Origin of the sequence: uncultured Roseobacter sp. (assembly GCF_947492555.1) — a bacterium.
Lineage (GTDB): Bacteria > Pseudomonadota > Alphaproteobacteria > Rhodobacterales > Rhodobacteraceae > Roseobacter.
In genome coordinates this window covers 636,567-661,319 of sequence record NZ_CANLNE010000003.1, presented here as the reverse complement: position 1 = coordinate 661,319, position 24,753 = coordinate 636,567, and the positions used below count along the sequence as shown (strand labels likewise).

General features: G+C 61.6%; 24 protein-coding genes. 13 read left to right on the top strand and 11 right to left on the bottom strand.

Translation table 11 applies throughout. The features are described from left to right. Positions 1 to 2: 2 nt before the first annotated feature. Positions 3 to 1,475, bottom strand: a complete 1,473-nt coding sequence (locus Q1A07_RS16365) for a leucyl aminopeptidase (RefSeq protein WP_299783102.1) — start codon at positions 1,473 to 1,475, stop codon at positions 3 to 5. Positions 1,476 to 1,610: 135 nt separating this feature from the next. On the opposite strand from Q1A07_RS16365, the gene lptF reads away from it, so the two are divergent. The 6 genes from lptF to rsmA are packed head-to-tail and all read left to right on the top strand — an operon-like array spanning position 1,611 to position 9,039. Continuing rightward, the gene (gene lptF, locus Q1A07_RS16360; protein ID WP_299783101.1) at positions 1,611 to 2,747 is read left to right on the top strand and encodes an LPS export ABC transporter permease LptF; all 1,137 of its coding nucleotides are present in this window, start codon (positions 1,611 to 1,613) and stop codon (positions 2,745 to 2,747) included. Continuing rightward, entirely contained in the window at positions 2,744 to 3,841 is a 1,098-nt protein-coding gene (lptG, locus tag Q1A07_RS16355; protein WP_299783100.1) for an LPS export ABC transporter permease LptG, read from the top strand. Before lptF ends, lptG begins: the two co-directional genes overlap by 4 nt. Positions 3,842 to 3,844: 3 nt before the next feature. Further along, positions 3,845 to 5,962 (top strand): LPS assembly protein LptD, encoded by a 2,118-nt coding sequence (gene lptD / locus Q1A07_RS16350; RefSeq protein ID WP_366944106.1) that lies wholly within the window; start codon positions 3,845 to 3,847, stop codon positions 5,960 to 5,962. Between the two features lie 26 nt (positions 5,963 to 5,988). Continuing rightward, positions 5,989 to 7,191, top strand: coding sequence for a peptidylprolyl isomerase (locus tag Q1A07_RS16345; RefSeq protein ID WP_299783099.1), 1,203 nt, complete (start codon positions 5,989 to 5,991; stop codon positions 7,189 to 7,191). Continuing rightward, a complete protein-coding gene (gene pdxA / locus Q1A07_RS16340) occupies positions 7,188 to 8,162 on the top strand; it encodes a 4-hydroxythreonine-4-phosphate dehydrogenase PdxA (protein WP_299783098.1) in 975 nt (324 codons plus the stop codon). The genes Q1A07_RS16345 and pdxA overlap by 4 nt, the downstream gene beginning before the upstream one ends. 34 nt (positions 8,163 to 8,196) lie before the next feature. Then, positions 8,197 to 9,039, top strand: coding sequence for a 16S rRNA (adenine(1518)-N(6)/adenine(1519)-N(6))-dimethyltransferase RsmA (gene rsmA, locus Q1A07_RS16335; RefSeq protein ID WP_299783097.1), 843 nt, complete (start codon positions 8,197 to 8,199; stop codon positions 9,037 to 9,039). Between the two features lie 34 nt (positions 9,040 to 9,073). Here the strand turns inward: rsmA and Q1A07_RS16330 are convergent, their stop codons facing one another. From Q1A07_RS16330 to prfA, 3 genes are all read right to left on the bottom strand, one after another. Beyond that, on the bottom strand, positions 9,074 to 9,616 hold the full coding sequence (locus Q1A07_RS16330; RefSeq protein ID WP_299783096.1) for a DUF4167 domain-containing protein: 543 nt from the start codon (positions 9,614 to 9,616) through the stop codon (positions 9,074 to 9,076). Between the two features lie 222 nt (positions 9,617 to 9,838). After that, positions 9,839 to 10,654, bottom strand: a complete 816-nt coding sequence (gene prmC / locus Q1A07_RS16325) for a peptide chain release factor N(5)-glutamine methyltransferase (protein ID WP_299783555.1) — start codon at positions 10,652 to 10,654, stop codon at positions 9,839 to 9,841. 14 nt (positions 10,655 to 10,668) lie between these two features. Continuing rightward, positions 10,669 to 11,724: a peptide chain release factor 1 gene (prfA, locus tag Q1A07_RS16320; protein WP_299783095.1), complete on the bottom strand. Its 1,056-nt coding sequence runs from the start codon at positions 11,722 to 11,724 to the stop codon at positions 10,669 to 10,671. 63 nt (positions 11,725 to 11,787) lie between these two features. On the opposite strand from prfA, the gene Q1A07_RS16315 reads away from it, so the two are divergent. Continuing rightward, the gene (locus Q1A07_RS16315) at positions 11,788 to 12,075 is read left to right on the top strand and encodes a hypothetical protein (RefSeq protein ID WP_299783094.1); all 288 of its coding nucleotides are present in this window, start codon (positions 11,788 to 11,790) and stop codon (positions 12,073 to 12,075) included. Here the strand turns inward: Q1A07_RS16315 and Q1A07_RS16310 are convergent. The 4 genes from Q1A07_RS16310 to Q1A07_RS16295 all read right to left on the bottom strand — a co-directional run bounded on the left by Q1A07_RS16310 (position 12,013) and on the right by Q1A07_RS16295 (position 15,562). Then, positions 12,013 to 12,402, bottom strand: coding sequence for a DUF1499 domain-containing protein (locus Q1A07_RS16310; RefSeq protein WP_299783093.1), 390 nt, complete (start codon positions 12,400 to 12,402; stop codon positions 12,013 to 12,015). The two genes, Q1A07_RS16315 and Q1A07_RS16310, sit on opposite strands and share 63 nt — an antisense overlap. A gap of 65 nt (positions 12,403 to 12,467) precedes the next feature. Further along, positions 12,468 to 13,418 carry an agmatinase gene (gene speB / locus Q1A07_RS16305; RefSeq protein WP_299783092.1) on the bottom strand — a complete coding sequence of 317 codons (951 nt, stop codon included), beginning with the start codon at positions 13,416 to 13,418 and terminating at the stop codon, positions 12,468 to 12,470. Between the two features lie 2 nt (positions 13,419 to 13,420). Then, entirely contained in the window at positions 13,421 to 14,389 is a 969-nt protein-coding gene (speB, locus tag Q1A07_RS16300) for an agmatinase (RefSeq protein WP_299783091.1), read from the bottom strand. A 3-nt stretch (positions 14,390 to 14,392) separates the two neighbouring features. Next, positions 14,393 to 15,562, bottom strand: coding sequence for a M20 aminoacylase family protein (locus Q1A07_RS16295; RefSeq protein WP_299783090.1), 1,170 nt, complete (start codon positions 15,560 to 15,562; stop codon positions 14,393 to 14,395). Between the two features lie 63 nt (positions 15,563 to 15,625). Between Q1A07_RS16295 and mazG the strand changes: the two genes are divergently transcribed. From mazG to Q1A07_RS16275, 4 genes are all read left to right on the top strand, one after another. Continuing rightward, a complete protein-coding gene (mazG, locus tag Q1A07_RS16290) occupies positions 15,626 to 16,450 on the top strand; it encodes a nucleoside triphosphate pyrophosphohydrolase (protein ID WP_299783089.1) in 825 nt (274 codons plus the stop codon). 111 nt (positions 16,451 to 16,561) lie between these two features. Then, positions 16,562 to 17,503 carry a nucleoside hydrolase gene (locus Q1A07_RS16285; RefSeq protein ID WP_299783088.1) on the top strand — a complete coding sequence of 314 codons (942 nt, stop codon included), beginning with the start codon at positions 16,562 to 16,564 and terminating at the stop codon, positions 17,501 to 17,503. Continuing rightward, a complete protein-coding gene (locus Q1A07_RS16280; RefSeq protein WP_299783087.1) occupies positions 17,500 to 17,949 on the top strand; it encodes an N-acetyltransferase in 450 nt (149 codons plus the stop codon). The genes Q1A07_RS16285 and Q1A07_RS16280 overlap by 4 nt, the downstream gene beginning before the upstream one ends. Positions 17,950 to 17,988: 39 nt before the next feature. Next, positions 17,989 to 19,401: a YdiU family protein gene (locus Q1A07_RS16275; protein ID WP_299783086.1), complete on the top strand. Its 1,413-nt coding sequence runs from the start codon at positions 17,989 to 17,991 to the stop codon at positions 19,399 to 19,401. Between the two features lie 3 nt (positions 19,402 to 19,404). On the opposite strand, the gene Q1A07_RS16270 is transcribed toward Q1A07_RS16275, so the two are convergent. Together Q1A07_RS16270 and Q1A07_RS16265 are read right to left on the bottom strand one after the other, a co-directional pair. Then, positions 19,405 to 20,292 carry a DMT family transporter gene (locus tag Q1A07_RS16270; protein ID WP_299783085.1) on the bottom strand — a complete coding sequence of 296 codons (888 nt, stop codon included), beginning with the start codon at positions 20,290 to 20,292 and terminating at the stop codon, positions 19,405 to 19,407. A 98-nt stretch (positions 20,293 to 20,390) separates the two neighbouring features. Further along, positions 20,391 to 21,722, bottom strand: a complete 1,332-nt coding sequence (locus tag Q1A07_RS16265; protein ID WP_299783084.1) for a DEAD/DEAH box helicase — start codon at positions 21,720 to 21,722, stop codon at positions 20,391 to 20,393. A gap of 346 nt (positions 21,723 to 22,068) precedes the next feature. On the opposite strand from Q1A07_RS16265, the gene Q1A07_RS16260 reads away from it, so the two are divergent. Beyond that, complete coding sequence (locus Q1A07_RS16260) at positions 22,069 to 22,482, top strand: Fur family transcriptional regulator (RefSeq protein WP_299783083.1); 414 nt, start codon at positions 22,069 to 22,071, stop codon at positions 22,480 to 22,482. Positions 22,483 to 22,557: 75 nt separating this feature from the next. On the opposite strand, the gene Q1A07_RS16255 is transcribed toward Q1A07_RS16260, so the two are convergent. After that, positions 22,558 to 23,448 (bottom strand): LysR family transcriptional regulator, encoded by an 891-nt coding sequence (locus Q1A07_RS16255; protein ID WP_299783082.1) that lies wholly within the window; start codon positions 23,446 to 23,448, stop codon positions 22,558 to 22,560. A 94-nt stretch (positions 23,449 to 23,542) separates the two neighbouring features. Here Q1A07_RS16255 and Q1A07_RS16250 point away from each other — a divergent pair, with 94 nt between their 5' ends. After that, entirely contained in the window at positions 23,543 to 24,337 is a 795-nt protein-coding gene (locus Q1A07_RS16250; RefSeq protein WP_299783081.1) for an aldo/keto reductase, read from the top strand. Positions 24,338 to 24,753 lie beyond the last annotated feature (416 nt).

The window sequence follows — 24,753 nt, the reverse complement described above, 5'->3', positions numbered from 1 at the left end:
GCTCAACCTTTCTCGAACATATCCGCAACCAGACGATCCAGCGCGCGCACACCCCAGCCCGTGGCCCCTTTGGGCGCAAGCTTTGTCGCCGTTTTCAACGAGGCGACACCGGCGATGTCCAGATGAATCCAGGGCATGCCCTCTTTGACAAACCGCTGCAAATACTGCGCCGCCGTGATCGAGCCCGCCGGACGCCCGCCGATGTTCTTCATATCCGCAATCGGCGATTTCAGCATGTCGTCATAGGCCTGCCCCAAGGGCATGCGCCACGCCCCTTCCGCCTCCGCTTCCGCCGCTTTCAGAAACGCGTTGCACAGCGTGTCATCATTTGAAAACACACCGGCATTTTCATGCCCCAGACCGATGATGATCGCCCCCGTCAGCGTGGCGAGATCAATCATTCCGGCAGGCTCGAACCGCTCCTGCGCGTACCACATGACATCACAGAGAACCAATCGTCCCTCGGCATCGGTGTTGAGGATCTCAACCGTGTCGCCCTTCATCGATTTGACCACATCGCCGGGTCGGATCGCGGTACCGGACGGCATGTTCTCCACCAGACCGACCAGCCCCACGACATTCGCCGGGGCCTTGCGCAGCGCCAGCGCCCGCATCACGCCTGCAACCGTGCCGGCTCCGCCCATGTCCATGGTCATGTCTTCCATGCCCGCCGCCGGTTTCAGGCTGATGCCGCCGGTATCAAAGACAACACCCTTACCTATCAGGGCCAGCGGGGCGTCCTCGTCGTCGCCGCCATTCCACTGCATGACAACCACCTTTGAGGGGCTGGCAGAGCCCTGCCCGACCGCGAGCAAGGTGCGCATGCCCAGTTCTTCCAGCTTGTCTTCTTCCAGCACTTCGACCTTGAGGCCGAGCGCCGTCATCTCTGCCAACCGGTCGGCGAACTCTGTCGTGGTCAGGATATTGGCAGGCTCATTGACCAGATCGCGGGTCATGAAGGTGCCCTCCGCCGTCGCCAGCAATGGCGCTGCCGCGGCCTCGACTGCCTCGGGATCGTTGCACATCACCTCAATGGTCCCTTCGGCCGCATCATCAGAGGTCTTGTGATCGCGGAACTGGTAGTCCCGCAATACGGCTCCCTGCACCACATGCACCGCCCGGCGCGCCGACCCAACGGCCAGCAGCACATCCGCCTTGCCGCGTTTCTGCCCGAAAAGCGCGCCTGCATCACGCGCTGCCGTCTCGGAGGCGCCGCGCGGCAGGCAGATCACGTCCACCGCCTCCGCCGCCATCCCCGCCGGATAGGCCAGCGTCAGGCTGTCGCCCTCTTTGAGACCTTTTTCCACCCGCGCCTCAAGCGCGCGTTTCAACGCCCCCTTGTTCAACCGGTTCACACGCCGTCCGGCCACGTCCAGACGCCCCGTGGCATCGACGATCAATCCGATCCGACCGGCATGATCTGACAGGCGGTCGATGTCGGTTTTGCTGAAGCTGACGGCGGTGGGCGTGGTCATGATGAAGCCTTTCCTGAATGAGGTGCCCCCACGACCTAGCGCGCCCGTCCGCCAAAGACCAGATTGCAGTTTTACACGCCCGCCGATTGGTCTATCGTCGCGCAAGAAACGTCAGTTGGTACGAAGGGGAGAGCGGTGAGCAAGATCGACAGATATGTGCTGTCGCAACTGCTGCTGTTGTTTGGCTTCTTCTCTCTGGTCCTGGTGGCCGTTTTCTGGATCAATCAGGCGGTGATCCTGTTTGACCGGCTGATCAGCGACGGCCAGTCGGCGCTGGTCTTTCTGGAGTTTACCGCCCTTGGCCTGCCCAAACTGATCACCACGGTGCTGCCGATCTCCGCCTTCGCTGCATCGGTCTATGTGACCAACCGGATGAACAACGAAAGTGAGCTGACGGTGATGCAGGCGACGGGCACCGGCCCCTTCCGCCTGGCGCGACCGGTGTTCGTCTTCGGCGTGATCGTGTTTTTCATGGCCTCCGTGCTGAACCATTTCCTGCTGCCCCTGGCACTGCAGCAACTCAGCGAACGCGAAGCTGAAATCTCACAAAACGCCACCTCGCGCTTGCTCACCGAGGGAGCTTTCCTGCACCCCTCCCCGGCGGTTACCTTCTATGCCCGCGAGATCGCCGAAGACGGCGTGCTGCGCGATGTGTTCCTGTCGGATCGGCGCAAACCGGATGAAGGCGTGATCTATACCGCGGCCGAAGCCTATCTGATCCGTAATCAGAACATCACGACACTGATCATGGTGGACGGGATGGCACAACGCCTGAGCACGCAAACCAACCGCCTTGCGACGGCTAACTTCCGAGATTTCTCTTTCGACATCAGCGCCTTGACGCGAAACAACAGAACCCAGAACCTGCTTGCCCGAAACATGCTGACGCCGCAGCTTTTCACGCCTTGGGATACACTGGCCGAGCAAACCAACCAACGGCCGGGCGAATTTGCCGAAGAATTTCATGCCCGGTTCGCCGAGCCTGTTTTCTGCATCGTCGCTGCGATGATAGGCTTCACAACCCTGTTGGTCGGCGGCTATTCCCGGTTCGGTGTCTGGCGCGAGGTGGCAATTGCATTTGGTCTGCTGCTGTTGATCGACGGGGCAAGATCCACCATGCAAAACCCGGTGCGCGATGATGCGAGGCTTTGGCCTTTGCTCTACCTGCCCGTCATTGTCGGCGCGCTCTTGTGCGTCGGTATGATGTGGTACGTGGCGCGGCCAAAACGACTGCGCCGCAGGCGGCAGCCTGAACAGGAACAACCGGCATGATCCTGCACATCTATTTCGCCCGCCGCTTTGCAATGAGCTTTCTTCTCCTCGCACTGGTGCTCTTTTCGCTCGTGGCTCTTGTCGACCTTGTAGATCAGGCGCGCGGTTTCAGCGATCTTGGCGTCAGTTTCGGGCGCATCATCGGGCTCACGCTTTTGAAGACACCCGAAACGGTCAACGAAATCCTGCCCCTGATTATTATTCTGGCAACCATCGCGCTCTTTGTCGGCCTCGCCCGATCATCGGAACTGGTGGCCACGCGCGCTGCAGGTCGGTCAGCGCTGCGCGCCCTGATCGCGCCATCGGTTGTTGCCCTGATCATCGGCGGCTTGGCCGTCACCATGCTGAACCCCATCGTCGCCGCTACCAGCAAACGCTACAGCGAACTCTCCGAAAGCTACCGCACGGGCGGGGCCTCCACCCTGTCGATTTCAGGAGAAGGCCTGTGGTTGCGTCAAGGCGGCGATCAGGGACAAACCGTCATCAGAGCGTGGCGCTCGAACGCAGATGCCTCGATCCTTTATGACGTGACTTTCCTCTCCTACGCGCCAGGCGGCGGGCCGATCAAACGGGTAGCAGCGGAAAGTGCTGCCTTGGGGGACGGCGGATGGGATTTGCGCAATGTGAAACTCTGGCCGCTGCAACCCGGCGTGAACGCCGAGGCAAACGCCGAGGCGCACGACGAATTCTTTATCCCGTCGACCCTGACCCTGGAACGTATCCGGGAAAGCTTTGGCCGCCCGAGTTCGATCTCCATCTGGAAACTGCCTGAATTCATAACACAGCTGGATCAGGCGGGCTTTTCCTCGCGACAGCACCGCGTGTGGTTTCAATCGGAACTTGCCCGCCCGCTGTTCCTGATGTCGATGGTTCTTGTTGCGAGCGCTTTCACCATGCGGCATACCCGATTTGGGGGAACCGGCATTTCGGTGCTGGCGGCAGTGCTTTTGGGGTTTGGTTTGTATTTCATTCGCAGCTTCGCGCAAATTCTGGGCGAAAACGGGCAGATTCCAATTTATCTTGCGGCCTGGGCGCCACCTGTTGCCGCCGTTCTCTTCGCCCTTGGCCTTTTACTGCACGCGGAGGATGGCTGAGCCGTGACGCGTGTCGTTCTCATTTTCTTCATGCTGCTCTGGCCATTGCTGAGCTGGGCGCAGGAGACATCTGCCCCCCCCGCCGTGCTGATCGCCGACGAACTCTTTATCGAAAATGACAGCGCGTTGATCGCGCGCGGCAATGTCGAGGCCTTCCAGGGCACAACCCGCATCACCGCTTCCGAAATCCGCTATGACCGGGCAACCGGCGCACTGACAATTTCCGGACCGATCACCATGCAGGAGGGCGACGACATCCGGGTTTTGGCGTCGGCGGCCGAATTGGATGCCAATCTGCAAACGGGGTTGCTGACCGGCGCACGCATGGTGCTGAACCAGCAGCTACAACTGGCCGCCGTACAGATACAAAGGGTCAATGGGCGCTACAGTCAACTTTACAAAACTGCTGTAACCTCCTGTAAAGTTTGTGAAGATGGCACACCGCCGCTCTGGCAGATCCGGGCAAAGCGGGTCATCCATGACAAGGAAGAAAGACAGCTGTATTTTGATGGGGCGCAATTTCTCATTCGCAACACGCCGATCCTCTACATCCCACGGCTGCGCTTGCCCGATCCGACACTGGACCGCGCCACGGGGTTCTTGATCCCCTCGCTGCGCACAACATCGCAACTGGGCACCGGGATCAAAATTCCCTATTTCATCAACATCGCCGAAGACAGGGACATCACCGTAACGCCTTACATCTCTTCGCGGACCCGCACGCTGGAATTGCGATACCGGCAGGCCTTTGTGAACGGGCGGATCGAGTTCAACGGTGCGATCAGCCGTGATGACGAGCGGCCGGGCGAGACGCGGGGGTATGTTTTCGGCGACGGGGCTTTCGATCTTCGGAATGATTTCAAACTGGAATTCGACATCGAAGTCACCACCGATGATGCTTATCTCAAGGACTACGGCTATTCCGGCAAAGACCGTCTGGACAGTGCCATCACGATCAGCCGGGCGCGGCGGGACGAGTTTCTTTCCGGCAGTGTGATTGCCTTCAAATCGCTGCGGGATGCGGATATCAACGCCAACATTCCAACCATTGTCGGGGATGCAATTTACGAGGCGCGCTACTTCCCCGGCGCCATTGGTGGGGAATTGCGGTTCGGAGCAACTGCACATAGCCACTACCGTTATTCAGATGTGGATATTGTCGGTCGGGACGTGTCGCGTTTCAGCACCGAGGCTGACTGGCTGCGCGGCTGGACGTTGGCCAGCGGTATCCGCGCCGAAGTCACCCTTGGTGCCGTAGCCGATCTCTTCAACATCACCCAGGACAGCGCCACGCCACAAACGCAGACGGAATTGACACCACGCGGCGCGATTGCCTTTCGCTACCCGATGGCGCGCAGCGATGAAAACGGCGTCACCCAGTTTCTGGAACCCGTTGTCCAACTGGGCTGGGTGGGCGGTGACCGGCCCGACATTCCGAACGAAGAAAGCACACGGGTCGAATTTGACGGCGGCAACCTGCTTTCACTCTCACGCTTTCCCGAATCCGACCGCCGCGAGCGCGGACGCACCGCGGCCTTGGGCGTAAATTGGGCGCGGTTTGACCCCAACGGGCTCGATACGTCCCTGACAGTTGGGCAGATCCTGCGCGACGATGCAGAACCCGATTTTACAGAGTCCTCCGGTCTGACCGGTGTCTCTTCGAACTACCTTGTGGCTGGCCAGATGAAATCAGCGGACGGCTGGTCGTTGACCGCACGCTCGCTCTTCGACGCTGAATTCGATTTTACCAAGGCAGAAGTGCGCGGCGATTTCAGCAATGACCGATCACGCCTTGGCGGCAGCTATCTGTGGCTCACCCGGGACCTTGCGGAAGACCGGCCCGAGAACATCGCAGAAATTGCGCTTGATGGGTCCTACAGGGTCGACAAATACTGGACCGCAACCGCCGACTGGCGTTACGATATCGCGATTGATCGCGCCTCGACCGCCGGAGTTGGCTTTGTCTACGAGAACGAATGTGTGGCGGTGGCATTCTCCGTCGAACGCAGCTACTCGACATCGGCAAGCCTTGAACCCTCGACGACTTTGGGCTTAAGCATCGGGCTAAGGGGATTTTCGGCGAAAAAAGGCACGGAAACCTACACCAGAACATGCGGGTAACAAGAACAATGAACGCAATGAGCAGTATGAAATCCATTTTCGCCTTCGTGGTCGCAATGGCCGTCGCACAACCTCTTGCAGCACAGGGTCTGTTTGATCCGGTGGTTTTCGTCAATGACACTGTCGTGACCGAATATGAGGTTGACCAGCGCACGACCTTTCTGCGCTTGCTCAACGCGCCGGGTTCGGGGCGTCAGGATGTCGTTGACACGCTGATAAATGAGCGTTTGCAGGCTCAGGCGATCGCTGCTGTCGGGCTGGAGCTGACGGACGAAGAGATCGACACGGGGATCGAGGAGTTTGCTGGGCGCGCAAACATGACCAAGGATCAGTTCCTCGCCGCCCTCATTGAGGGTGGTGTAGCAGAAGAGACTTTCCGCGATTTTGTGGAAGTCGGCGTCGCTTGGCGCGAACTGATTGGTGCGCGGTTCGGCGCGCGTGTCCAGATCACCGAAGCGGAAATTGATCGCGCCTTGGGCGCCGCCGGGGGCACCTCCGGTGTTCGTGTTCTGGTTTCTGAAATCATCATTCCGGCCCCGCCTGAAAGGAAGGCCGATGTTGACGAGATCGCCCAGGAGATCGCAGCGAGCACTTCTACCGAGGAGTTTTCGAACTATGCGCGTGAGTTTTCGGCAACGGCCTCGCGGGATGCGGGCGGGCGCCTGCCATGGCAGGAGTTGAATAACCTGCCACCGGTGCTGCGTCCGATCCTGTTGTCACTGGCGCCGGGGGAAGTCACCGAGCCGCTGAGCATTCCCAACGCCGTGGCGCTTTTCCAGCTGCGCGATATCGAGGAAACCGGAACACCTGCACGAGAGTATGCCGCGATTGAATATGCAGCATACTATATTCCAGGCGGGCGCACGCCAGCCGGTCTGGCGGCCGCCGAGAAAGTCCGCGCGCGGGTAGACGTCTGTGACGATCTCTATGGCGTGGCCCAGGGCCAGCCAGAAGAGGTACTCGAACGCGGCAGCAAGCCTCCCTCTGAAATACCGCAGGATATCGCCATAGAGCTCAGCAAACTCGATCCCGGCGAGGTATCGACAACGCTGACACGAGCCAACGGCGAGACCCTTGTCTTTCTGATGATGTGTGGCCGTACCTCTGCGGTGAACGAAGATGTGGCGCGGGAAGACGTGGCCGGTGCCCTGCGGTCCAGCCGGATCAGCGCCTATGCCGAAGGATTTCTGGATCAGCTGCGCGCTGACGCCCGTATCGTGACCCCATGACAGCCGACACGGCACCCGTAATCATCAGTTGCGGGGAACCAGCCGGGATTGGCCCGGAAATCGCCGCGGCGGCCTGGGCTGCGATTGGCGCACAGGTCCCAATGGTCTGGATGGGCGACCCGCGCCATCTGCCCGCCGGTACCCGCTATCAGGTTATTGACTTACCAGAAGAGGCTGCCGGGATTTGCACAAAGGCCCTGCCAGTTTTGCACCACGGGTTCCCTAACCCCGCTACACCGGGAACGCCGGATCCTGCAAATGCCCAAGGGGTGATCGATGTCATCGCGGCCTGTGTTGAGCTGGTTCAATCAGGTGACGCCAGCGCGCTGTGTACAGCACCGATCCACAAAAAGGCGCTGATCGAAGGCGCTGATTTCGCCTATCCCGGTCATACCGAATACCTCGCTGCCCTCTCCGGGGGTACGACGCGGGCGGTTATGATGCTCGCCTCCGACGCGCTGCGCGTGGTCCCCGCAACCATCCACATAGCACTTGAAGAGGTGCCCCGAATATTGACGCCTGACTTGCTGCGCGAGACCATTGAGATCACGGACCACGCGCTGCGCCAGCAATTCGGCATCGCCGCGCCCCGCATCGCGATTGCGGGTCTGAACCCCCATGCGGGCGAAGGCGGCGCCATGGGCAGGCAGGAAACGGATTGGATCGCCGCCCTGATCGGCGAGATGCGAGAGGCAGGATTTGACCTGCGCGGCCCCCTGCCCGCCGACACGATGTTCCATGCTGCTGCGCGGCGCCGTTATGATGCGGCGATTGCAATGTATCATGATCAGGCGCTGATCCCGATCAAGACACTGGATTTCGACAAGGGGGTGAATGTCACGCTTGGCTTGCCGTTCATCCGGACCTCACCGGACCACGGCACGGCCTTTGACATCGCGGGCAAGGGTGTGGCGACGCCCGCTAGCATGATCGAAGCCGTGAAGCTGGCCGCCCGGATGGCCCACCTGTGAGGCCTCCGGCGGGCATATTTGAGGAACAATGAAAATGGGGACCATCGACAACCTGCCACCGCTGCGCGAGGTGATCCGTACCCATGATCTGCAGGCGCGCAAATCGATGGGGCAGAATTTCCTGCTGGATCTGAATCTGACCGCCAAGATTGCCCGGCAAGCGGGCGACCTGACGGGCTGCGATGTGCTGGAGATCGGGCCCGGGCCGGGCGGGCTGACCCGTGGGCTGCTGTCTGAAGGGGCGCGCCACGTGCTGGCGATTGAGAAAGACGTACGCTGTCTGCCCGCCTTGGCGGAGATTGCCGCTGCGTATCCCGGTCAGTTGACGGTGCTGGAAGGCGATGCGTTGGACATTGACCCGCTGGCGCATTTGCGCCCGCCCATCCGTGTCGCGGCCAACCTGCCCTACAACGTCGGGACGGAGCTTCTGGTGCGCTGGCTGACACCGCAGGACTGGCCTCCCTTCTGGCTGAGCCTGACGCTGATGTTCCAGCGCGAAGTGGCGGAGCGGATCGTGGCGCAGCCGGGCAGCAAGACCTACGGGCGTCTTGCCATCCTCGCGCAGTGGCGCGCCGACGCGCGCATCGTGCTGCAACTGCCACCAGAGGCCTTCACGCCGCCGCCCAAGGTCTCCAGCAGCGTTGTGCATATGCAGGCATTGCCCGAGCCCCGGTTCGAGGCCGATGCCGCCGTTCTGAGCCGCGTGGTCGCCGCCGCCTTCAACCAGCGCCGCAAGATGCTGCGCGCCGCGCTGAAAGGCCTTGCGCCCGATATCGAGGACCGTCTGATTGCCGCCGGGCTGAAACCCACGGACCGGGCCGAGCAAATCCCGCTCGAAGGGTTCTGCGCGCTGGCTCGCAGCATGGCGCAGACATGAAAAACCCCGCCGGTGGCGGGGTCATTTCAATCTCTCATTCTGCCGCTTTTGGCGCGTCATCCCCGCCGGGCTGATCGCCGTTCGACGCCTCTGGCTTGGGCCGCGGTTTGCGGCGCGGTGACCGCTTGGGCTTGGGCTGGCTCTCCGGTGTTTCCACCAGATTGCTTTCCCCCCCCTGAGCGTCGGCATTTGGTTGCTGCTGCGCTGTCTGTTCGACCGCTTGACTGGCTTCGCGCTCCTGACGCTCGGCGCGTTCACGGTCACGCTCGGCCTGACGCTCGCGGTTCTGACGTTCCTGCTCTTCGCGGCGCGCTTCGATCTCGCGCTGCGCTTCCGCGAGCATGCGGGTGTAATGCTCAGCGTGTTGCTGGAAATTCTCGGCTGCCACGCGGTCATTGCTCAGCTGTGCATCCCGCGTCAGCTGATTATACTTTTCGATGATCTGCTGCGGCGTGCCGCGCACCTTTCCTTCCGGGCCCGAACTGTCGAACACGCGGTTGACGACATTGCCGCCTTGATTGCCTTGGGACCGGTTGCGGTTGCTCTTCGAGCGGGACCGGGATCTCGATGATTTCATGAAGTTCGCTCAGCCTTCGTGCTGTGGATCGTGTGACCGGATGCGCGTTACGCGGTTTTAGTCCGGGGTGTCGATATGTTGGGCATAACGCCGCGCGGGACCGCCAGTGTTGGGCATCCACCGCTGCAACACCTCTGAATAAACACGCAGGTCGCCCTGCCGCAAGGGGTAATGATCGATTTTAACCAGATTTGCGGATTTTTCCTGCATTTTCAGCGCAATTTATCCCGGTTTAGCGGCAGAAACCACACGGTCCTGCCCGCCCAGATCGGGGAGAATCGCCACTTCGCCCCAGCCCTGCGCCTCAAAGATCGCGGCCACCGCCGCCCCCTGCTGCCAGCCGGTCTCAACCAGAACGCGACCGCGCGCATTCAGGTACCCTTGTGCTTGTGCGGCAATGACGCGATACGCCGACAGGCCATCGTGTTCATCGGTCAGCGCGAGGCGCGGTTCGTGGTCGCGCAATTCGGGCTGAACCTGCAACATCTCTTCCGCTGTCAGGTAGGGCGGATTGGAGACGATGAGGTCGTATCGCCCTTCGACAGCCTCGAACCAATCTGATTTCAGGACCGTGGCACGATCGGCAACCGCATGCCGCGCGGCATTCGCGCTGGCGTGCAGACAGGCGGCTTCGCTCAGATCGACGCCGACCCCTTCCGCTTCCGGGCGTTCCGCCAGAAGCGTTACCAGAATGCAGCCTGATCCGGTTCCCAGATCAAGTATGCGCGCGAAAGGCTCTGACAGGGCGACCTCGATCAGCGTTTCGGTCTCCGGGCGTGGGTCCAGCACGTCGCGGCTGATCTCGAAGGCGCGCCCGTAGAATTCGCGCGCGCCGATCAGCTGCGAGACCGGCACCCGCACGGCCCGCAGGGCGACCAGATTGTCGTAGCGTTCGGCGATCTCGGGTGCGATGTCCTCGGGCGCGATCAGCGTGACGCGTGCCGCATCGACCTTCGCCGCATGGGCCAACAGCACACGCGCATCCCGCGCCGGATCCGGCACACCCGCGGCCCGCAGCCGCGCCATGGCGGCTACCATGGCTTCCGCGGCGGTCACTGCCCCATCTCCGCCATCTGCCGCGCCTGCGCGTCCGCGGTCAACGCATCGACGATCTCGTCGAGATCCCCCTGCATCACGGCATCCAGCCGGTAGAGCGTCATGTTGATCCGGTGATCCGTCATACGCCCCTGCGGGAAGTTATAGGTGCGGATGCGTTCCGAGCGATCCCCCGAGCCGACCTGCGCCGCCCGGTCTGCGGAGCGTTCGCCATCCACGCGCGCGCGCTCCAGATCATAGAGCCGGGCGCGCAGCACCTGCATCGCGATCTCGCGGTTGCGGTGTTGTGACTTTTCGGAACTTGTGACCACCAGGCCGGTTGGCAAATGCGTAATCCGCACGGCGGAATCGGTGGTGTTGACATGCTGCCCCCCCGCGCCGGAGGACCGCATCGTATCGATGCGCAGATCGTTGGCCTCGATCTGGATGTCCACGTCTTCGGCCTCCGGCAGCACGGCCACCGTGGCCGCCGAGGTGTGAATGCGGCCGCCACTTTCGGTGCTGGGCACACGCTGCACGCGGTGCACGCCGCTCTCAAATTTCAGCCGGGCAAAGACGTTCTGCCCTTTGACATGGGCCACCACTTCCTTGATGCCGCCCAGCTCAGTCTCCTGCAGTTCGATGATCTCGAACTGCCAGCCGTTGCTCTCGGCATAACGCTGGTACATGCGCAGCAGGTCCCCGGCAAAGAGCGCCGCCTCATCTCCGCCCGTACCGGGCCTGATCTCCAGCATTGCCGGTTTGGCATCCGCCTTGTCCTTGGGCAAAAGCGCCAGCTGCAGGGCGGCTTCGGCGGCGGGCAAAGCGGCCTTCAGCCGGGGTAGCTCCTCCTCCGCAAGCGCTGCCATATCCGGGTCCGACAGCATCTCCTGCGCCTCGTCCAGATCACCCAGCAACTGACGATAGGCCGCAATCTGCTCCACCACCGGGCGCAGATCGGAATACTCCTTGGCCAGTGCTGCGATGTCCGCCGAGGCGTCGCCCGCCGACATTGCCGCCTCGAGATACTCGAAACGCGCCGTTATCTGTTCCAATTGCTGCACAGGGATCATTCTGCGTCTCTCCGACATTGAAAGCCGTTGGTCAAGAGCAGGCACCATGCTATTGTTTTCGCCATGAAACGACTGACCCTGCTTCTGATCTGGGCGGCCCTGCCGGGTATTGCCGATGTCACCAGCCCCAGCGGCAAGACCGTCGAGTGCTATTGCACCGACAAATCCGGCGCGCGGGTAGAGCTTGGGCAGACCATTTGCCTGCAGGTGGATGGGCGCATGTTCATGGCGCAGTGCCAGATGTCACTGAACGTGCCGATGTGGCGCGAGGTGCAACAGGGGTGCCTGTCATCCTCTCTGCAAGGCGGCGATCACCCGCTCCAGTCGTTCCCGGTTGACGCCCAGATCTGACGCGCCGAACCGCAGGCGGGCGAACAGGCGGATCTGGCCGTCCCGCAGCTCGACAGTTGTCATATCTGGAAATCCAAACACGGCCGATCGTGTAACATAGGTGATCCGTCCCGCCGCCACCGATCCGGCCAAAACTCCGGTGCGCGGCAGTGCGCGCAGCACCGCATCGACCTGCTGCATTACCTCTGCATCGCCCGGGATCACCCGCACAGCACCGCTGGCAAAATCATTGCTCTGCGCATGGGGTACCGGCTGATGCCAACGGGCGGGATTGATCGGCGCCAGCCGCACATAGCCCAAACCAAACAAAAGAAGCAGCGCAACCACCAACGCTCCCATACGCATTCGCCTTCTCTTGGCCACAAATATCCCCCGCGGAGCGTCCCGCCCTCTCAGCGATAGGCGACGCCCGGCAGCACGCACAACAGCTCAAAAAGGATGTTAGCGCCGGTCAGCGCGGTGTTGCCGGTTGTATCATAGGGCGGCGACACCTCGACCAGATCGCAGCCCACGATGTTCAACCCCTTCAGCGCCCGGATAAGCTCCATCGCCTGCGCCGTCGTCAGCCCGCCGATCTCTGGCGTGCCGGTGCCCGGCGCAAAAGCCGGGTCAAGACTGTCGATGTCGAAACTCACATAGGTGGGCTGCTCGGGCCCGATGTCGCGGCGCACCTCCCCACCCAGGGTCGAGAGGCTGCGGTGCCACAACTCCTGCGCCGGGAACTGCTGGAATCCCCAGCCCTGCGCCTGCGTGAAATCAGCCGCCGTGTAGCCGGTGCCGCGCAGCCCGATCTGATAGGTTTTTTCCGGCAGGATCAGCCCCTCTTCATAGGCGCGTTTGAAAACCGTGCCGTGGGTTTCGCGCTCGCCGAACATCTCGTCATTCACATCCGCATGGGCATCCACATGCACCAGCGCCACCGGCCCGTGACGTTTGTGCATGGCGCGCAGGATCGGCAGGGTCATCGAATGATCGCCGCCAATGGCCATCGGCATCGCGTCATAATTCAGGATCGCGTCATAACTCTCCTGAATGATCTTCAGACTGTCGGCGAGCGAAAACGTATTGATCGCCAGATCGCCGATATCGGCCACCTGCAGGCTGTCAAAGGGCGCGGCGCCCGTGCCCATGTGATAGGGGCGGATCATCGCGCTCTGGGCGCGCACCTCCTTGGGGCCAAACCGCGTGCCTGACCGCCAGGACGTGCCGATGTCGATCGGAATGCCCAGAAAGGCCACATCCAGCCCTTTGAGATCATTGACAAAAGGCAGTCGCATGAAACTGCCCGGTCCGGAAAACCGCGCAAGGTCATTACCGCTGATCGGTTGGTTCTTACTGCTCATGCTCAACTCTCTTCACGCATCCGCCAGCCCAGCAGGCTTAGAATTTCTGTTGCCACATGCGCCCCCGCAATGGCTGTCGCGCCGGTTGTATCAAAGGGGGGCGAAACCTCAACAACATCGCCGCCCCGAATGTTGACGCCCGCCAAATCGCGCAGCATGGATGCCGCCTGTGCGCTGGTCAGCCCGCCCCAGACCGGCGTGCCGGTGCCCGGCGCATAGGCCGGGTCGAGTGCGTCGATGTCGAAGGTCAGATAGCAGGGCCGGTCGCCGAGGATGTCCTTGATCCTTGCCACCGTCGCGCCCGGCCCCTTCTCGTGAACCTCACGTGCATCGATGATGTTCACGCCGAGCGTATCCGCATTTGTCGTGCGAATGCCCACCTGCACGGAGGTTGCGGGGTCGACGATCCCGGATTTCACCGCTTTATAGAACATGGTGCCGTGATCGACGCGGCCCATGTCGTCATCGGCCCAGGTGTCTGTGTGTGCGTCGAACTGCAGCAGGCTGATCGGCCCGTATTTTTCGGCATAGGCCTTGAGGATTGGAAAACTGATGTAGTGATCGCCACCCAGCACCACGCTGGCTGCCCCGGTGTCCAATATGCCCCGGATATGGGCGGTCAGCGCATCGGGGAAGGCGGGGATATTGGCATAGTCAAAGGCCAGATCGCCGTAATCGACAATCACCCGCTCGCTCAGCACGTCAAAGGGCCAGCCATAGGGCGCATCGGGGGCCTGCAACGCGCTGGCCTCCCGGATCGCGCGGGGCCCCAGCCGCGTGCCGGGTCGATTGGTGACCGCCTGATCGAACGGCACGCCCGTCACGGCGATATCGACGCCGGTCAGGTCCTTTGTGTAGCGCCTGCGCAGGAAGGACAGCGCCCCGCCAAAGGTCAGTTCGAAACTCGGGCCCCTGGGATCATCGCGGGTAAAGGCGTGATCCATCTGGGTTTTGGCGTCTTCCAGCGCCACCGCTCAGGCCCCGGCCACGGGTTGGGCGCGCTCCACGAGACGGGCAAAGAAGGAGGCCCCAATCGGTGCGATCTCGTCATTGAAATTGTACTTGGGGTGGTGCACGCCCGCGCCCTCCCCCTGTCCCAGCATCAGATAGGCACCGGGACGCGCGTCGAGCATGTAGGAGAAATCCTCCGCCCCCATGACCGGCATAATCGCATCATCCACCGCTGCAGCACCTGCGATTTCCTCGGCCACCTCCGCCGCGAACCCGGCCTTGGCGGCGTCGTTGATCGTGGGCGGGTAACCGAATTCGAACTCCAGCCGCGCCTCCAGCCCGAAAGAGGCCGCCTGCCCCGCCACGATCTCTTCCATGCGGCGCACCACCATGGCCTGCACCTCCTTGTCGAAGGTGCGCACCGTACCGTTGATATAGGCGGTTTCCGGGATCACGTTATCGGTTGTACCGGTGTGGATTTGCGTCGTGGAAATCACCAACGACTGCATCGGATGGCGGTTGCGGCTGACGATGCTCTGCAATGCCTGCACGATTGAACAGGCCGCCACGACCGGATCAACGCAATCATGTGGCCGCGCCGCGTGCCCGCCGACCCCGGTGATGTGGATGTGAAACGTGTCGGCTGCGGCCATGATCGGCCCGCGTGTGGTGTTGAAACTGCCAAAATCGCGGCCGGGCGAATTGTGGATCGCATAGACCTGGCTCACGTCGAATTTCTCCATGATGCCTTCCTGCACCATGACCTCGCCACCGCCGCCAAACTCTTCTGCCGGTTGGAAAATCAGCGCAACCCGGCCAGCGAAATTGCGCGTCTCAGCCAGGTATTTCGCCGCCCCCAGCAGCATCGCCGTGTGACCGTCATGGCCGCAAGCGTGCATCTTGCCGGGATGTGTGGAAGCATAATCGACGCCTGTCTCCTCGGTGATCGGCAGCGCATCCATATCCGCGCGCAGCCCGATGGTCGGCCCTTCGCCCTGCCCCTCGATGATCGCGACAATGCCCGTTTTTGCGATGCCTTCGTGGATCGCGTCGACACCGAATTCGCGCAGGCGTTCGGCGACAAACGCGGCGGTCTGATGGCACTCCAGCCCCAGTTCCGGAATGGAGTGCAGATGCCGCCGCCAGGCCGTCATCTCATCACTCAGATCAGCGATCCGGTTTACCACGGGCATGGGGTGGACTCCTTGTCGAATTATTTGTCAGGTGCATGTGACACGACAGATGGGCGCGCTGCAATGGCTGAAGACTTGATCCACGACCGGAATGCGGGAATTGAGCGCCTGCTGGAGATCATGCGCCGCCTGCGCGATCCGGAAACGGGCTGCCCGTGGGATATCGAACAGGATTTCGACACCATCGCCCCCTACACCATTGAAGAGGCTTACGAAGTTGCCGATGCGATCCAGCGGCGCGATTTCGCGGAACTGGAGGGGGAGCTGGGCGATCTGCTACTGCAGACGGTTTACCACACGGCCATGGGCGAAGAGGCCGGGCATTTCTCTTTTCAGTCCGTGGTGACCGCGATTTCCGACAAGATGGTGGCGCGGCATCCACATGTTTTCGGCAATGAAAGCCGGGATAAATCCGCCGACCAACAGACTGCGGATTGGGAGGCGATCAAGGCGGCAGAGCGGGCCGGAAAGGCGCAGGGCGGGACGCTGGACGGGGTGGCCATTGGCCTGCCCGCGCTGCTGCGCGCGCTGAAGCTGCAAAAGCGCGCGGCCCGCGTCGGATTTGACTGGCCTTCGACCACTCAGGTGCTGGACAAGCTGACCGAAGAATCCGCCGAACTGGTCGAGGCGAAGGACAGCCTGACCCAGCGGGAGGTGGAGGAAGAATACGGCGATCTGCTCTTTGTCATGGCAAACCTCGGGCGGCATTTGGGCCTTGATCCCGAAGCGGCCCTGCGCGCGGCCAATGCCAAGTTCACGCGCCGCTTCGAAGCAGTGGAAAAACGGCTGGCACAGGTCGGCAAAACCCCGTCGGAAAGCGATCTGGCAGAGATGGATGCGCTCTGGGAAGACGTAAAACGGGCCGAACGCCAGTCAAACACTGCATAGCGCCCTCTTCACCCACTTGTGCGCGCGCTCGCCTGCTTAGGCGAAATTGACCGTCTGGACAAAATCGGTGCGACTTGCGAGTGTCGCGCAAATTTCTGGACAGGAGCATGCATGTCCCCCCGCAAAATCATCATCGATACCGATCCCGGGCAGGATGATGCCGTAGCCATTCTGCTGGCGCTGGCCAGCCCCAAGGAAATCGACGTCCTGGGCATCACCTGCGTGGCTGGCAATGTGCCGCTGGCGCTTACGTCGAAAAATGCGCTGATGATCTGTGAGCTGGCAGGCCATACCGATGTGCCGGTCTTTGCCGGATGCGACCGCCCTCTGGGTCGCGAATTGGTCACCGCAGAACATGTGCATGGAGAGACGGGCCTGAACGGGCCGACTTTACCCGACCCTTACATGCAGCTCCAGGACCAGCATGCGGTCGATTTCATCATCGAAACACTGCGGGCCGCTGCCCCCAAGTCGATCACTCTGTGCCCGCTGGGCCCGCTCACCAACATCGCGACCGCGCTGCAAAGGGCGCCGGAAATCGCCGAGGCGGTGGATGAAATCGTGCTGATGGGCGGCGCCTACTTCGAGGTCGGCAACATCACGCCCACAGCAGAATTCAACATTTATGTCGACCCGCAAGCGGCTGATATCGTGTTTAAATCCGGTATTTCTATTGTGGTCATGTCGCTGGATGTCACCCATAAGGCGCTGGTTACTCCGCCCCGAAACGAAGCGTTCCGCGCTCTGGGCACGCCCGTGGGCAAAGCCGTGTCCGAGATGACGGATTTCTTCGAACGTTTCGACAAGGAGAAATATGGCTCCGAGGGCGCGCCGCTGCATGATCCTTGCGTGACGGCCTATCTGATCGATCCCACCCTCTTCAAAGGGCGTCACGTCAACGTGGAAATTGAAACACATTCGGAACTGACCATGGGCATGACCGTTGCCGACTGGTGGGGCGTCACAGACAGGCCCGCCAACGCGCTCTTTATCAAGGACATCGATGCAGACGGGTTTTTCACCCTGCTGACCGAGCGGCTGTCGCGGCTATGAGCGCCGCGCTGACGCTCGCCACAGCGGCGCACGCAGATCGCCTCGACGCGCTGGTCGCCGCGTTTCATCAGGAACACGGCATTACGCTGAACGCCGAGGCGCGGCAGGCCGGGATCGCACCGCTGCTTGCCGGCTCGCCCCATGGCGCGGCCTATCTGATCGGCCCGCCCCGTGCGCCCATCGGCTATGTGGTCGTGACCTTCGGCTGGTCCTTGGAGTTCGGCGGTCTGGACGGGTTTGTCGATGAAATCTACGTGCGCCCCGGCGTTCGCGGCCGTGGTATCGCCTCGGAAACCCTACAAAGCCTGCCCCGCGCGCTGGCCGGTGCCGGGTTAAAGGCGCTGCATCTGGAAGTGGACCGCACCGCCGAAAGCACCCAACGTCTCTATGCCCGCGCCGGTTTCACCCCGCGCCCGGACTACATGCTGATGACGCGCCGTTTCTGACACCGTTGCGAAGCGGCCTGCGCGACATATGTTAAACCCATGAGCTTTTCCGTCCCCTTCGACAACAGCTATGCCGCCCTGCCGGACGCCTTTTACACGCGGCTGGACCCGACCCCGGTCAAGACACCAAAGCTGATCGCCTATAACGACGCGCTGGCAAAGATGCTCCGCCTGCCGGAGGCGTCAGAGAGCGAGCTTGCCGCTATCTTTTCCGGCCAGCAGGTGCCCGACGGGGCGGCCCCGATTGCCCAGCTCTATGCGGGCCATCAGTTCGGCACCTTCAACCCGCAGCTGGGCGACGGACGGGCGCTGCTGCTGGGTGAAGTGGTCGGCACCGATGACATCCGCCGCGATATCCAGCTCAAAGGCTCCGGCCCCACGCCCTATTCCCGCATGGGCGACGGGCGCGCGTGGCTGGGCCCGGTTCTGCGGGAATATGTGATCTCAGAGGCGATGCACGCCTTGGGCATCCCCACGACACGTGCCCTTGCCGCTACGCTCACGGGCGAGGAGGTGATCCGCGAAACCGTGCTGCCCGGTGCTGTTCTGACACGGGTTGCGCGGAGCCATCTGCGCGTCGGCACCTTTCAGGTCTTTGCGCACCGCGGTCAAAAGACGGAACTGGCGCGGCTGACGGACTACGCAATCGCGCGGCACTATCCGAACGCCAAGGGCCCGATGGACCTTTTGCGCGCGGTCTGCGCGGCACAGGTCGAGCTTGTGGCAGCCTGGATGTCGGTGGGGTTCATCCACGGCGTGATGAACACCGACAACTGCGCGATTTCAGGCGAAACGATCGACTATGGGCCTTGCGCTTTTATCGATGATTATCATGCGGATACGGTCTTCAGCTCCATCGACCAGATGGGCCGCTATGCCTATTCCAACCAGCCGCGCATCATCGTCTGGAACATGGCGCAATTCGCCACGGCGTTGCTGCAGCAGTTGGACGATCCCGCCACTGCTCTGGGCGAAGCGACAGAGATCGTGCACGCGATGCCCGCCCAGATCGAAGCAGCGTGGCTCACACGGTTCGGGGCCAAGATCGGCCTCGCCGCGCCAGTCAAGGACGACGCCGGGTTGATCCAGAATCTCTTGACGCTGATGCAGGCGCAGGGAGCCGATTTCACCAATACCTTCGACGCGCTGGGACGCGGTGACGCACGGGATCAGTTCCTGGAGCGTGAGGCCTTCGACGCCTGGGAAGCGGAGTGGCAAATACGGCTGCAGGGCGAGGAAGACGCGCAGGCGGTGATGCAGGCGGCCTCTCCGCGGATCATCCCGCGCAACCACCGCATGGAAGAGATGATTGCCGCCGCGGTTGCCGGGGATTTCGCGCCCTTTGAGCGGCTTCTGACCGCGCTCGCCAACCCCTTTGACACCGAAGACCTCGACCTGATGCGCCCGCCCACCAAGGCACAGCGCGTGCCCGCGACCTTCTGCGGGACCTGACGCTCAGACCACCTTGGGGCGCCGGTTGATCAGGTAAATCCCCAGCGCCACCAGCGCCAGCGCCACCCAGACCTGCGGCCCCACGTCCTCGCTCAGCAACAGCCAGCCGAGGATCACCGCAAAGACCGGTGACAGGAAGCTGAAGGAGGCGACCGAAGACGCAGGATAAATCGACATCAGCCAGAACCACGCCAGAAACCCGAGGCTCGCAACCGCGATGATCTGGAAGAGCAATCCCGCGATGTGGATCGGCTGCAGGTCGCGGATAAGATCGCCAAAGGCCAGCGAGGCCAGCAGCAACAGCGGCGCGGAGACGATCACCTGGAACATCAATTGCTGCGCGGGCGGCACCGTGCTCAGCGGCGTGATCTTGACGCAGAGCGCGATGCCCGCCCAGCAGATGGCGGAAGTCAGCGCCAGCAGATCCCCCGTCAGGCTGGCGGAGGCATCGCTGCGGTCCAGCAGGGCCAGCGCAACGCCGCTCATCGCCAGCAAAAGGCCTATCCCCCGCAGCCCGGTCAGCTTGTCAGTCGGGATCAGAAAGTGGCTGGCGATGGCAAGCCAGACCGGCATGGAATAGAAAATCACTGAGGCGCGGCTGACGGTAGTGAAATCCAGCGCGGTGAAAAGGCACGTGAATTCAAGGGCAAAGAGGCAACCCGACAGGATACCGGCAGGCACAGCCTCGCGCGGGACGGTCAGGCTGATCCCGCGCATCCGCATCCACAGCAGCAGGACAATTACCGCCCCGGCGGATCGCAGCCCTGCGGCAAACACCGGGTTGAACCCGCCGTTGGTGACCTTGATGACCACTTGGTTGAACGCAAGATGCAGGGCAAAGGTGATGAGGGCGGCTGCCCCGAAGGCATCCATGTGAGTTTTGCGGTCCATGGCGCCAGATGGGGTGCTCTGCCGGGCAATGTCAATCACCCGACGCGCGCCCGCGCCCGCAGAGGGGCGCAGGTCTCGTTCAAATCAGAACGGCAGGATCAGGCGACCCTCTGCCCGTCTCCACCAGCGCCGGGACGGCCGCCCGGCTTGCCACCGCGCCGCCGTCTGCGACGCCCGCCTGCGGGTTTGGCGCCCTGCGGCTGACCCGATGCGGATTTGTCCGCGCCCTGTGGTCTGCCGCCGCGCCCGCGTCCCCGTCCACGGCCCTTGGGCTTGGTGCCTTCGGGGATATCCATGGCTTCCCAGGGCCGTCCGGAGCCCACGGGGATCGAAAGGCCCATGGTCTTCTGAATGGCTTTCAATTCACCCATCTCGTCAGGCGCGCAGAACGCAATGGCCGCGCCATCCTTGCCTGCCCGTGCGGTGCGGCCAATCCGGTGCACGTAGTTGTCCGGCACATTCGGCAGATCGTAGTTGTAGACGTGTTTTACATCCGGAATATCGAGGCCGCGTGCCGCCACATCCGTGGCCACCAGCACCTTGATCTCACCGGATTTGAAGGCGGCAATCGCGCGGTCGCGCTGGCCCTGGCTTTTGTTGCCGTGGATCGAGCCCGCGGCATACCCCGCCTTCACCAGCGTCTTCATCAGCTTTTCGGAGCCATGTTTCGTCCGGCCAAAGACCAGCGCGCGCTCGTCGCGGTGCTTGTCCAGCATCTCGATCAGCAGCCCGGCCTTTTCGGCCTTGGCGATGAAGTGCACTTCCTGCGTGACCTTATCCGCGGCCTTGCCCGGAGGCGAGACTTCCACGCGAATGGGGCTGCGCAGATAGCTTTGCGCCAATTCGTTCATCTGTTTAGGCATGGTGGCCGAGAACAGCATGGTCTGGCGCTCTTTCGGGATCACATTCGCGATCTTGCGCAGATCATGGATGAAGCCCATGTCGAGCATCTGATCCGCTTCGTCGAGCACCAGAAACGTCGCTTCGTCCAGCCGCACCGCGCGCCGGTCCATAAGGTCCAGCAACCGGCCCGGTGTCGCCACCAGCAGGTCCACCCCGCGTTCCAGCCGCTTGATCTGGTTGTTGATCGACTGGCCGCCAACGACCATCGCCACCTTGATCGGTGTATTCTCGGCAAAGGCCCGCAGGTTCACGCTGATCTGCGTTGCTAGTTCACGCGTCGGGGCCAGCACCAGACCACGCACGGATTTCGGCGCGGGCCGCCCGTCCAGCTCCAGCATCTGCGCCACCAGAGGCACGCCAAAGGCCGCCGTCTTGCCGGTGCCGGTCTGCGCCAGCCCCATCACGTCGCGCCCGTTCAGCGCGTGCGGGATGGCCTGTTTCTGGATTGGGGTCGGGTCGTTCAGACCCATCGTTTTCAGACGTGCCACCAGTTTGGTCGGCAGGTCCATCATATCAAAATCGCTCATTCATATCTTTCCGGCGCACCGCAACGGGGCGCCACATTCTTTGGCCGTGCCACCTTGGACACCGCTTGGGACACGCAACACGGATCGCACGTGTCGGCCATATGCCCACACCTGTCCGCAGCGTTTGGACCCACGCGTGATTTTGGGAACATCGGCGGGCCTTTCTGGATGAGCGCGTTGACCGGCGTGATTTCCGGGGCGCTCACAACTGCTCACGCGGCAGAAGGCTTCGCTTGTAGTGCACATGGGGGTTTGCGCCGGGGAAGTCAACACAAGCGTGAAAAGGCGTCTGGAAGCAGGACAAAAATGCCGCTAAATGTGGCCTCCAGCGATCAAGGGCACAGACATGGGCAACACCATCATCCACCGCTGCGAGGCCAAGGGCCTGCGCATGACCGGACAACGCCGTGTCATTGCCAAAGTGTTGGAGGACAGCGACGACCACCCGGATGTGGAAGAGCTCTATGCCCGCGCCTCGGCTATCGATGCGGGTATTTCCATTGCCACGGTCTACCGGACGGTCAAGCTGTTCGAGGAAGCTGGCATTCTGGACAAGCTGGAATTTGGCGACGGCCGTGCCCGCTATGAGGACGCCGAGCGGGATCACCACGACCATCTGATCGACATGAATTCGGGCGAGGTAATTGAATTCGTGGATGCAGAAATCGAGGCCCTGCAGGAGCGGATTGCACGCAAACTCGGTTACGAGTTGCGCGGGCACCGTCTGGAGCTGTACGGCGTTCCGCTGAAGAAGGAGTGATCGCACGTCACGTCAGGTTCGAGCCACATTCTACCGAATGCTGCGATCAACGCCGATGGCCGCTTTCAAGCTTGTCTAGTGGAGATGGTCACTACACCAATCTTGCACCGACTTGCAGAATTCCTCGACTCGGGCAGGACGTTTCGTGCCGGAGACAAGCGCGAGATTTACCGGCAAACGGGCCGCGCGCAGATCGGGTGCCGCGTCAACCAGATTGCCGATTTCGAGGTCGGACGCCACGAACCAGCGCGGCATGATGGCGACGCCAACGCCCTGCATTGCCGCTTCATAGATGGCGAAGATATTGTCGCTTGCCAGCTTGGGTGTGACAGAAAAAGCCTGCAATTCTTGGGCCTCATTGAACAACTCGATCCGATTTCCCTCGAAAGGGCCAAGTGTCAGCCAGGGCATTGCGTGTAGGTCACTTCCTGCATGTTGCGCCAGGCAGTCCGGCGTCCCGACCACGAGACGTTCGACACGGGCCAATTCACGCACCACAAGCGTTTCGTCCGGGACTGGCCCGACTTTAAGCCAGCAATCACACCCTTCCTCGGCAAAGCGGATTGCATCATCGCGCAGACGCCAGTCAATCGTGACCTTCGGATGATCCTTCATGAACTGTATGGCTGCTCTGACAAGAAGATTTTGTCCAAGCGCAACTGGAGCGATCACACGAATAGTGCCCTTCAGCTCCTCATCTTCGCCATGACGATCCTCAATCGCCTCCCATTCGCCAATCATGCGTCGAGCATCGGACAGCAGCGCCAAGCCGTCTGGCGTCAACGTCACATCATGTGTGGTGCGCCGCACCAGCACTACGCCCAAACGGTTCTCCAACGCGGCAAGCCGCCGAGACACAGAAGGTTGCGACGTCCCCAGATCCCGCGCTGCCGCGGAGAGAGATTGCCGCTCTGCGATCCGGACGAAGGTCTCAAGCAGGAAGAGGCGGTCAAAACGAGTGTTCATACGTGTATCGTATGACAATTCTACCTGTCATGCCACTACCGTCTTGCCAGTTGGTGGGTATGTTCATGTCGACGCAAACAAAAGGAACCACGACATGACCAATGACATTCAATCAACCTTCACCTTCCTGAACGGCCGCACGGTGAACCGCAACGGCTATGGTGCCATGCGCCTGACGGGCCAGCCCGGGAATTTCGGTCCATACGCAGACTGGAAAGGCGGCGTTGCTCTGCTGCGCCGGGCGCGTGAGTTGGGCATCAACCATATAGACACAGCCCGTGCCTATGGTCCGCATGACAACGAGAAAATCATTGCCGATGCGCTGCGTGATGAAAACGGCAGCTACGGTGATATGTTCATCGCATCCAAGGGTGGTGTTGAAAAAACCCGTGACGGTATCACACGGGACACGTCTGCAGCGACGATGGCGCGTCACGTCGATGAAAGCCTGTCCAACCTCGGCGTCGATCAAATCGACCTCTACTATCTTCATGCACCGGATGGTCATACATCTGTGACCGAAAGTATCACGGCCCTCGAAGACGCTCGGAAGGCGGGAAAGATCGCTATGATCGGCGTGTCCAACGTTTCCCGCGCACAGATCGAAGAAGCGATGCAAGTTGCTCCTATTGCGGCTGTCCAGAACCGTTATTCGCCTACCGATGCACGGGACGAGGAAATGGAGGCGACTATCGACTGGCTGGACAATCAAGGGATTGCCTTCGTTTCGCACGGTCCTTTGGGGGCACATCCGATGAAGCAAGGCGCTGCCATTGATCCCAAAGAGGCGTTACGCGGCCTTCTGGCGCGGTCGCCAAACATTCTGGTGATCCCCGGCACAACCACTATTGCCCACCTCGAAGAGAACGCCGCCGCGTTGGACTCATGACATGCGCGGGATCCTGATCATATGGGCGCTTGCTTGGCCGACAATCACGGCTCTGCGGTTGATACTTGACGGTATTGTGGGAGGCTGGCCTCTGGCCTTCCGTCCTCTGGTCCTTGCTGGTTTGATGATGCTTGTCGTGTCTTTGATCTTGGTGCCACGCACGATCCGGCTCCTTGACCATCTAAGGTGGGATGGAAGTGCTTGAGGTCCGGGCCAGCATTACGCGACACCAACACGCAAACTCATACAGATAACCGGGGTCTGTCGCGTTAGTCATCGGCACCGTTCCACACATTCTTGAAATTCCATGACTTCGAAATTTGGTTCAAAAAAACTCAGTGGATATACCGGACCGCCATGCAGGACATATCAAAAGGCGGTAAGAAGCCACACAGGAGACCCAGCAAATTTTTGCT

Excerpts from the sequence above, each read along its gene's own strand:
- Q1A07_RS16365 (WP_299783102.1), bottom strand. The coding sequence starts at position 1,475 with ATGACCACGCCCACCGCCGTCAGCTTCAGCAAAACCGACATCGACCGC.
- lptG (WP_299783100.1), top strand. The coding sequence starts at position 2,744 with ATGATCCTGCACATCTATTTCGCCCGCCGCTTTGCAATGAGCTTTCTT.
- Q1A07_RS16345 (WP_299783099.1), top strand. The coding sequence starts at position 5,989 with ATGAAATCCATTTTCGCCTTCGTGGTCGCAATGGCCGTCGCACAACCT.
- pdxA (WP_299783098.1), top strand. The coding sequence starts at position 7,188 with ATGACAGCCGACACGGCACCCGTAATCATCAGTTGCGGGGAACCAGCC.
- rsmA (WP_299783097.1), top strand. The coding sequence starts at position 8,197 with ATGGGGACCATCGACAACCTGCCACCGCTGCGCGAGGTGATCCGTACC.
- Q1A07_RS16330 (WP_299783096.1), bottom strand. The coding sequence starts at position 9,616 with ATGAAATCATCGAGATCCCGGTCCCGCTCGAAGAGCAACCGCAACCGG.
- prmC (WP_299783555.1), bottom strand. The coding sequence starts at position 10,654 with ATGGTAGCCGCCATGGCGCGGCTGCGGGCCGCGGGTGTGCCGGATCCG.
- prfA (WP_299783095.1), bottom strand. The coding sequence starts at position 11,724 with ATGATCCCTGTGCAGCAATTGGAACAGATAACGGCGCGTTTCGAGTAT.
- Q1A07_RS16315 (WP_299783094.1), top strand. The coding sequence starts at position 11,788 with ATGAAACGACTGACCCTGCTTCTGATCTGGGCGGCCCTGCCGGGTATT.
- speB (WP_299783092.1), bottom strand. The coding sequence starts at position 13,418 with ATGAGCAGTAAGAACCAACCGATCAGCGGTAATGACCTTGCGCGGTTT.
- Q1A07_RS16295 (WP_299783090.1), bottom strand. The coding sequence starts at position 15,562 with ATGCCCGTGGTAAACCGGATCGCTGATCTGAGTGATGAGATGACGGCC.
- mazG (WP_299783089.1), top strand. The coding sequence starts at position 15,626 with ATGGCTGAAGACTTGATCCACGACCGGAATGCGGGAATTGAGCGCCTG.
- Q1A07_RS16285 (WP_299783088.1), top strand. The coding sequence starts at position 16,562 with ATGTCCCCCCGCAAAATCATCATCGATACCGATCCCGGGCAGGATGAT.
- Q1A07_RS16280 (WP_299783087.1), top strand. The coding sequence starts at position 17,500 with ATGAGCGCCGCGCTGACGCTCGCCACAGCGGCGCACGCAGATCGCCTC.
- Q1A07_RS16275 (WP_299783086.1), top strand. The coding sequence starts at position 17,989 with ATGAGCTTTTCCGTCCCCTTCGACAACAGCTATGCCGCCCTGCCGGAC.
- Q1A07_RS16270 (WP_299783085.1), bottom strand. The coding sequence starts at position 20,292 with ATGGACCGCAAAACTCACATGGATGCCTTCGGGGCAGCCGCCCTCATC.
- Q1A07_RS16265 (WP_299783084.1), bottom strand. The coding sequence starts at position 21,722 with ATGAGCGATTTTGATATGATGGACCTGCCGACCAAACTGGTGGCACGT.
- Q1A07_RS16260 (WP_299783083.1), top strand. The coding sequence starts at position 22,069 with ATGGGCAACACCATCATCCACCGCTGCGAGGCCAAGGGCCTGCGCATG.
- Q1A07_RS16255 (WP_299783082.1), bottom strand. The coding sequence starts at position 23,448 with ATGAACACTCGTTTTGACCGCCTCTTCCTGCTTGAGACCTTCGTCCGG.
- Q1A07_RS16250 (WP_299783081.1), top strand. The coding sequence starts at position 23,543 with ATGACCAATGACATTCAATCAACCTTCACCTTCCTGAACGGCCGCACG.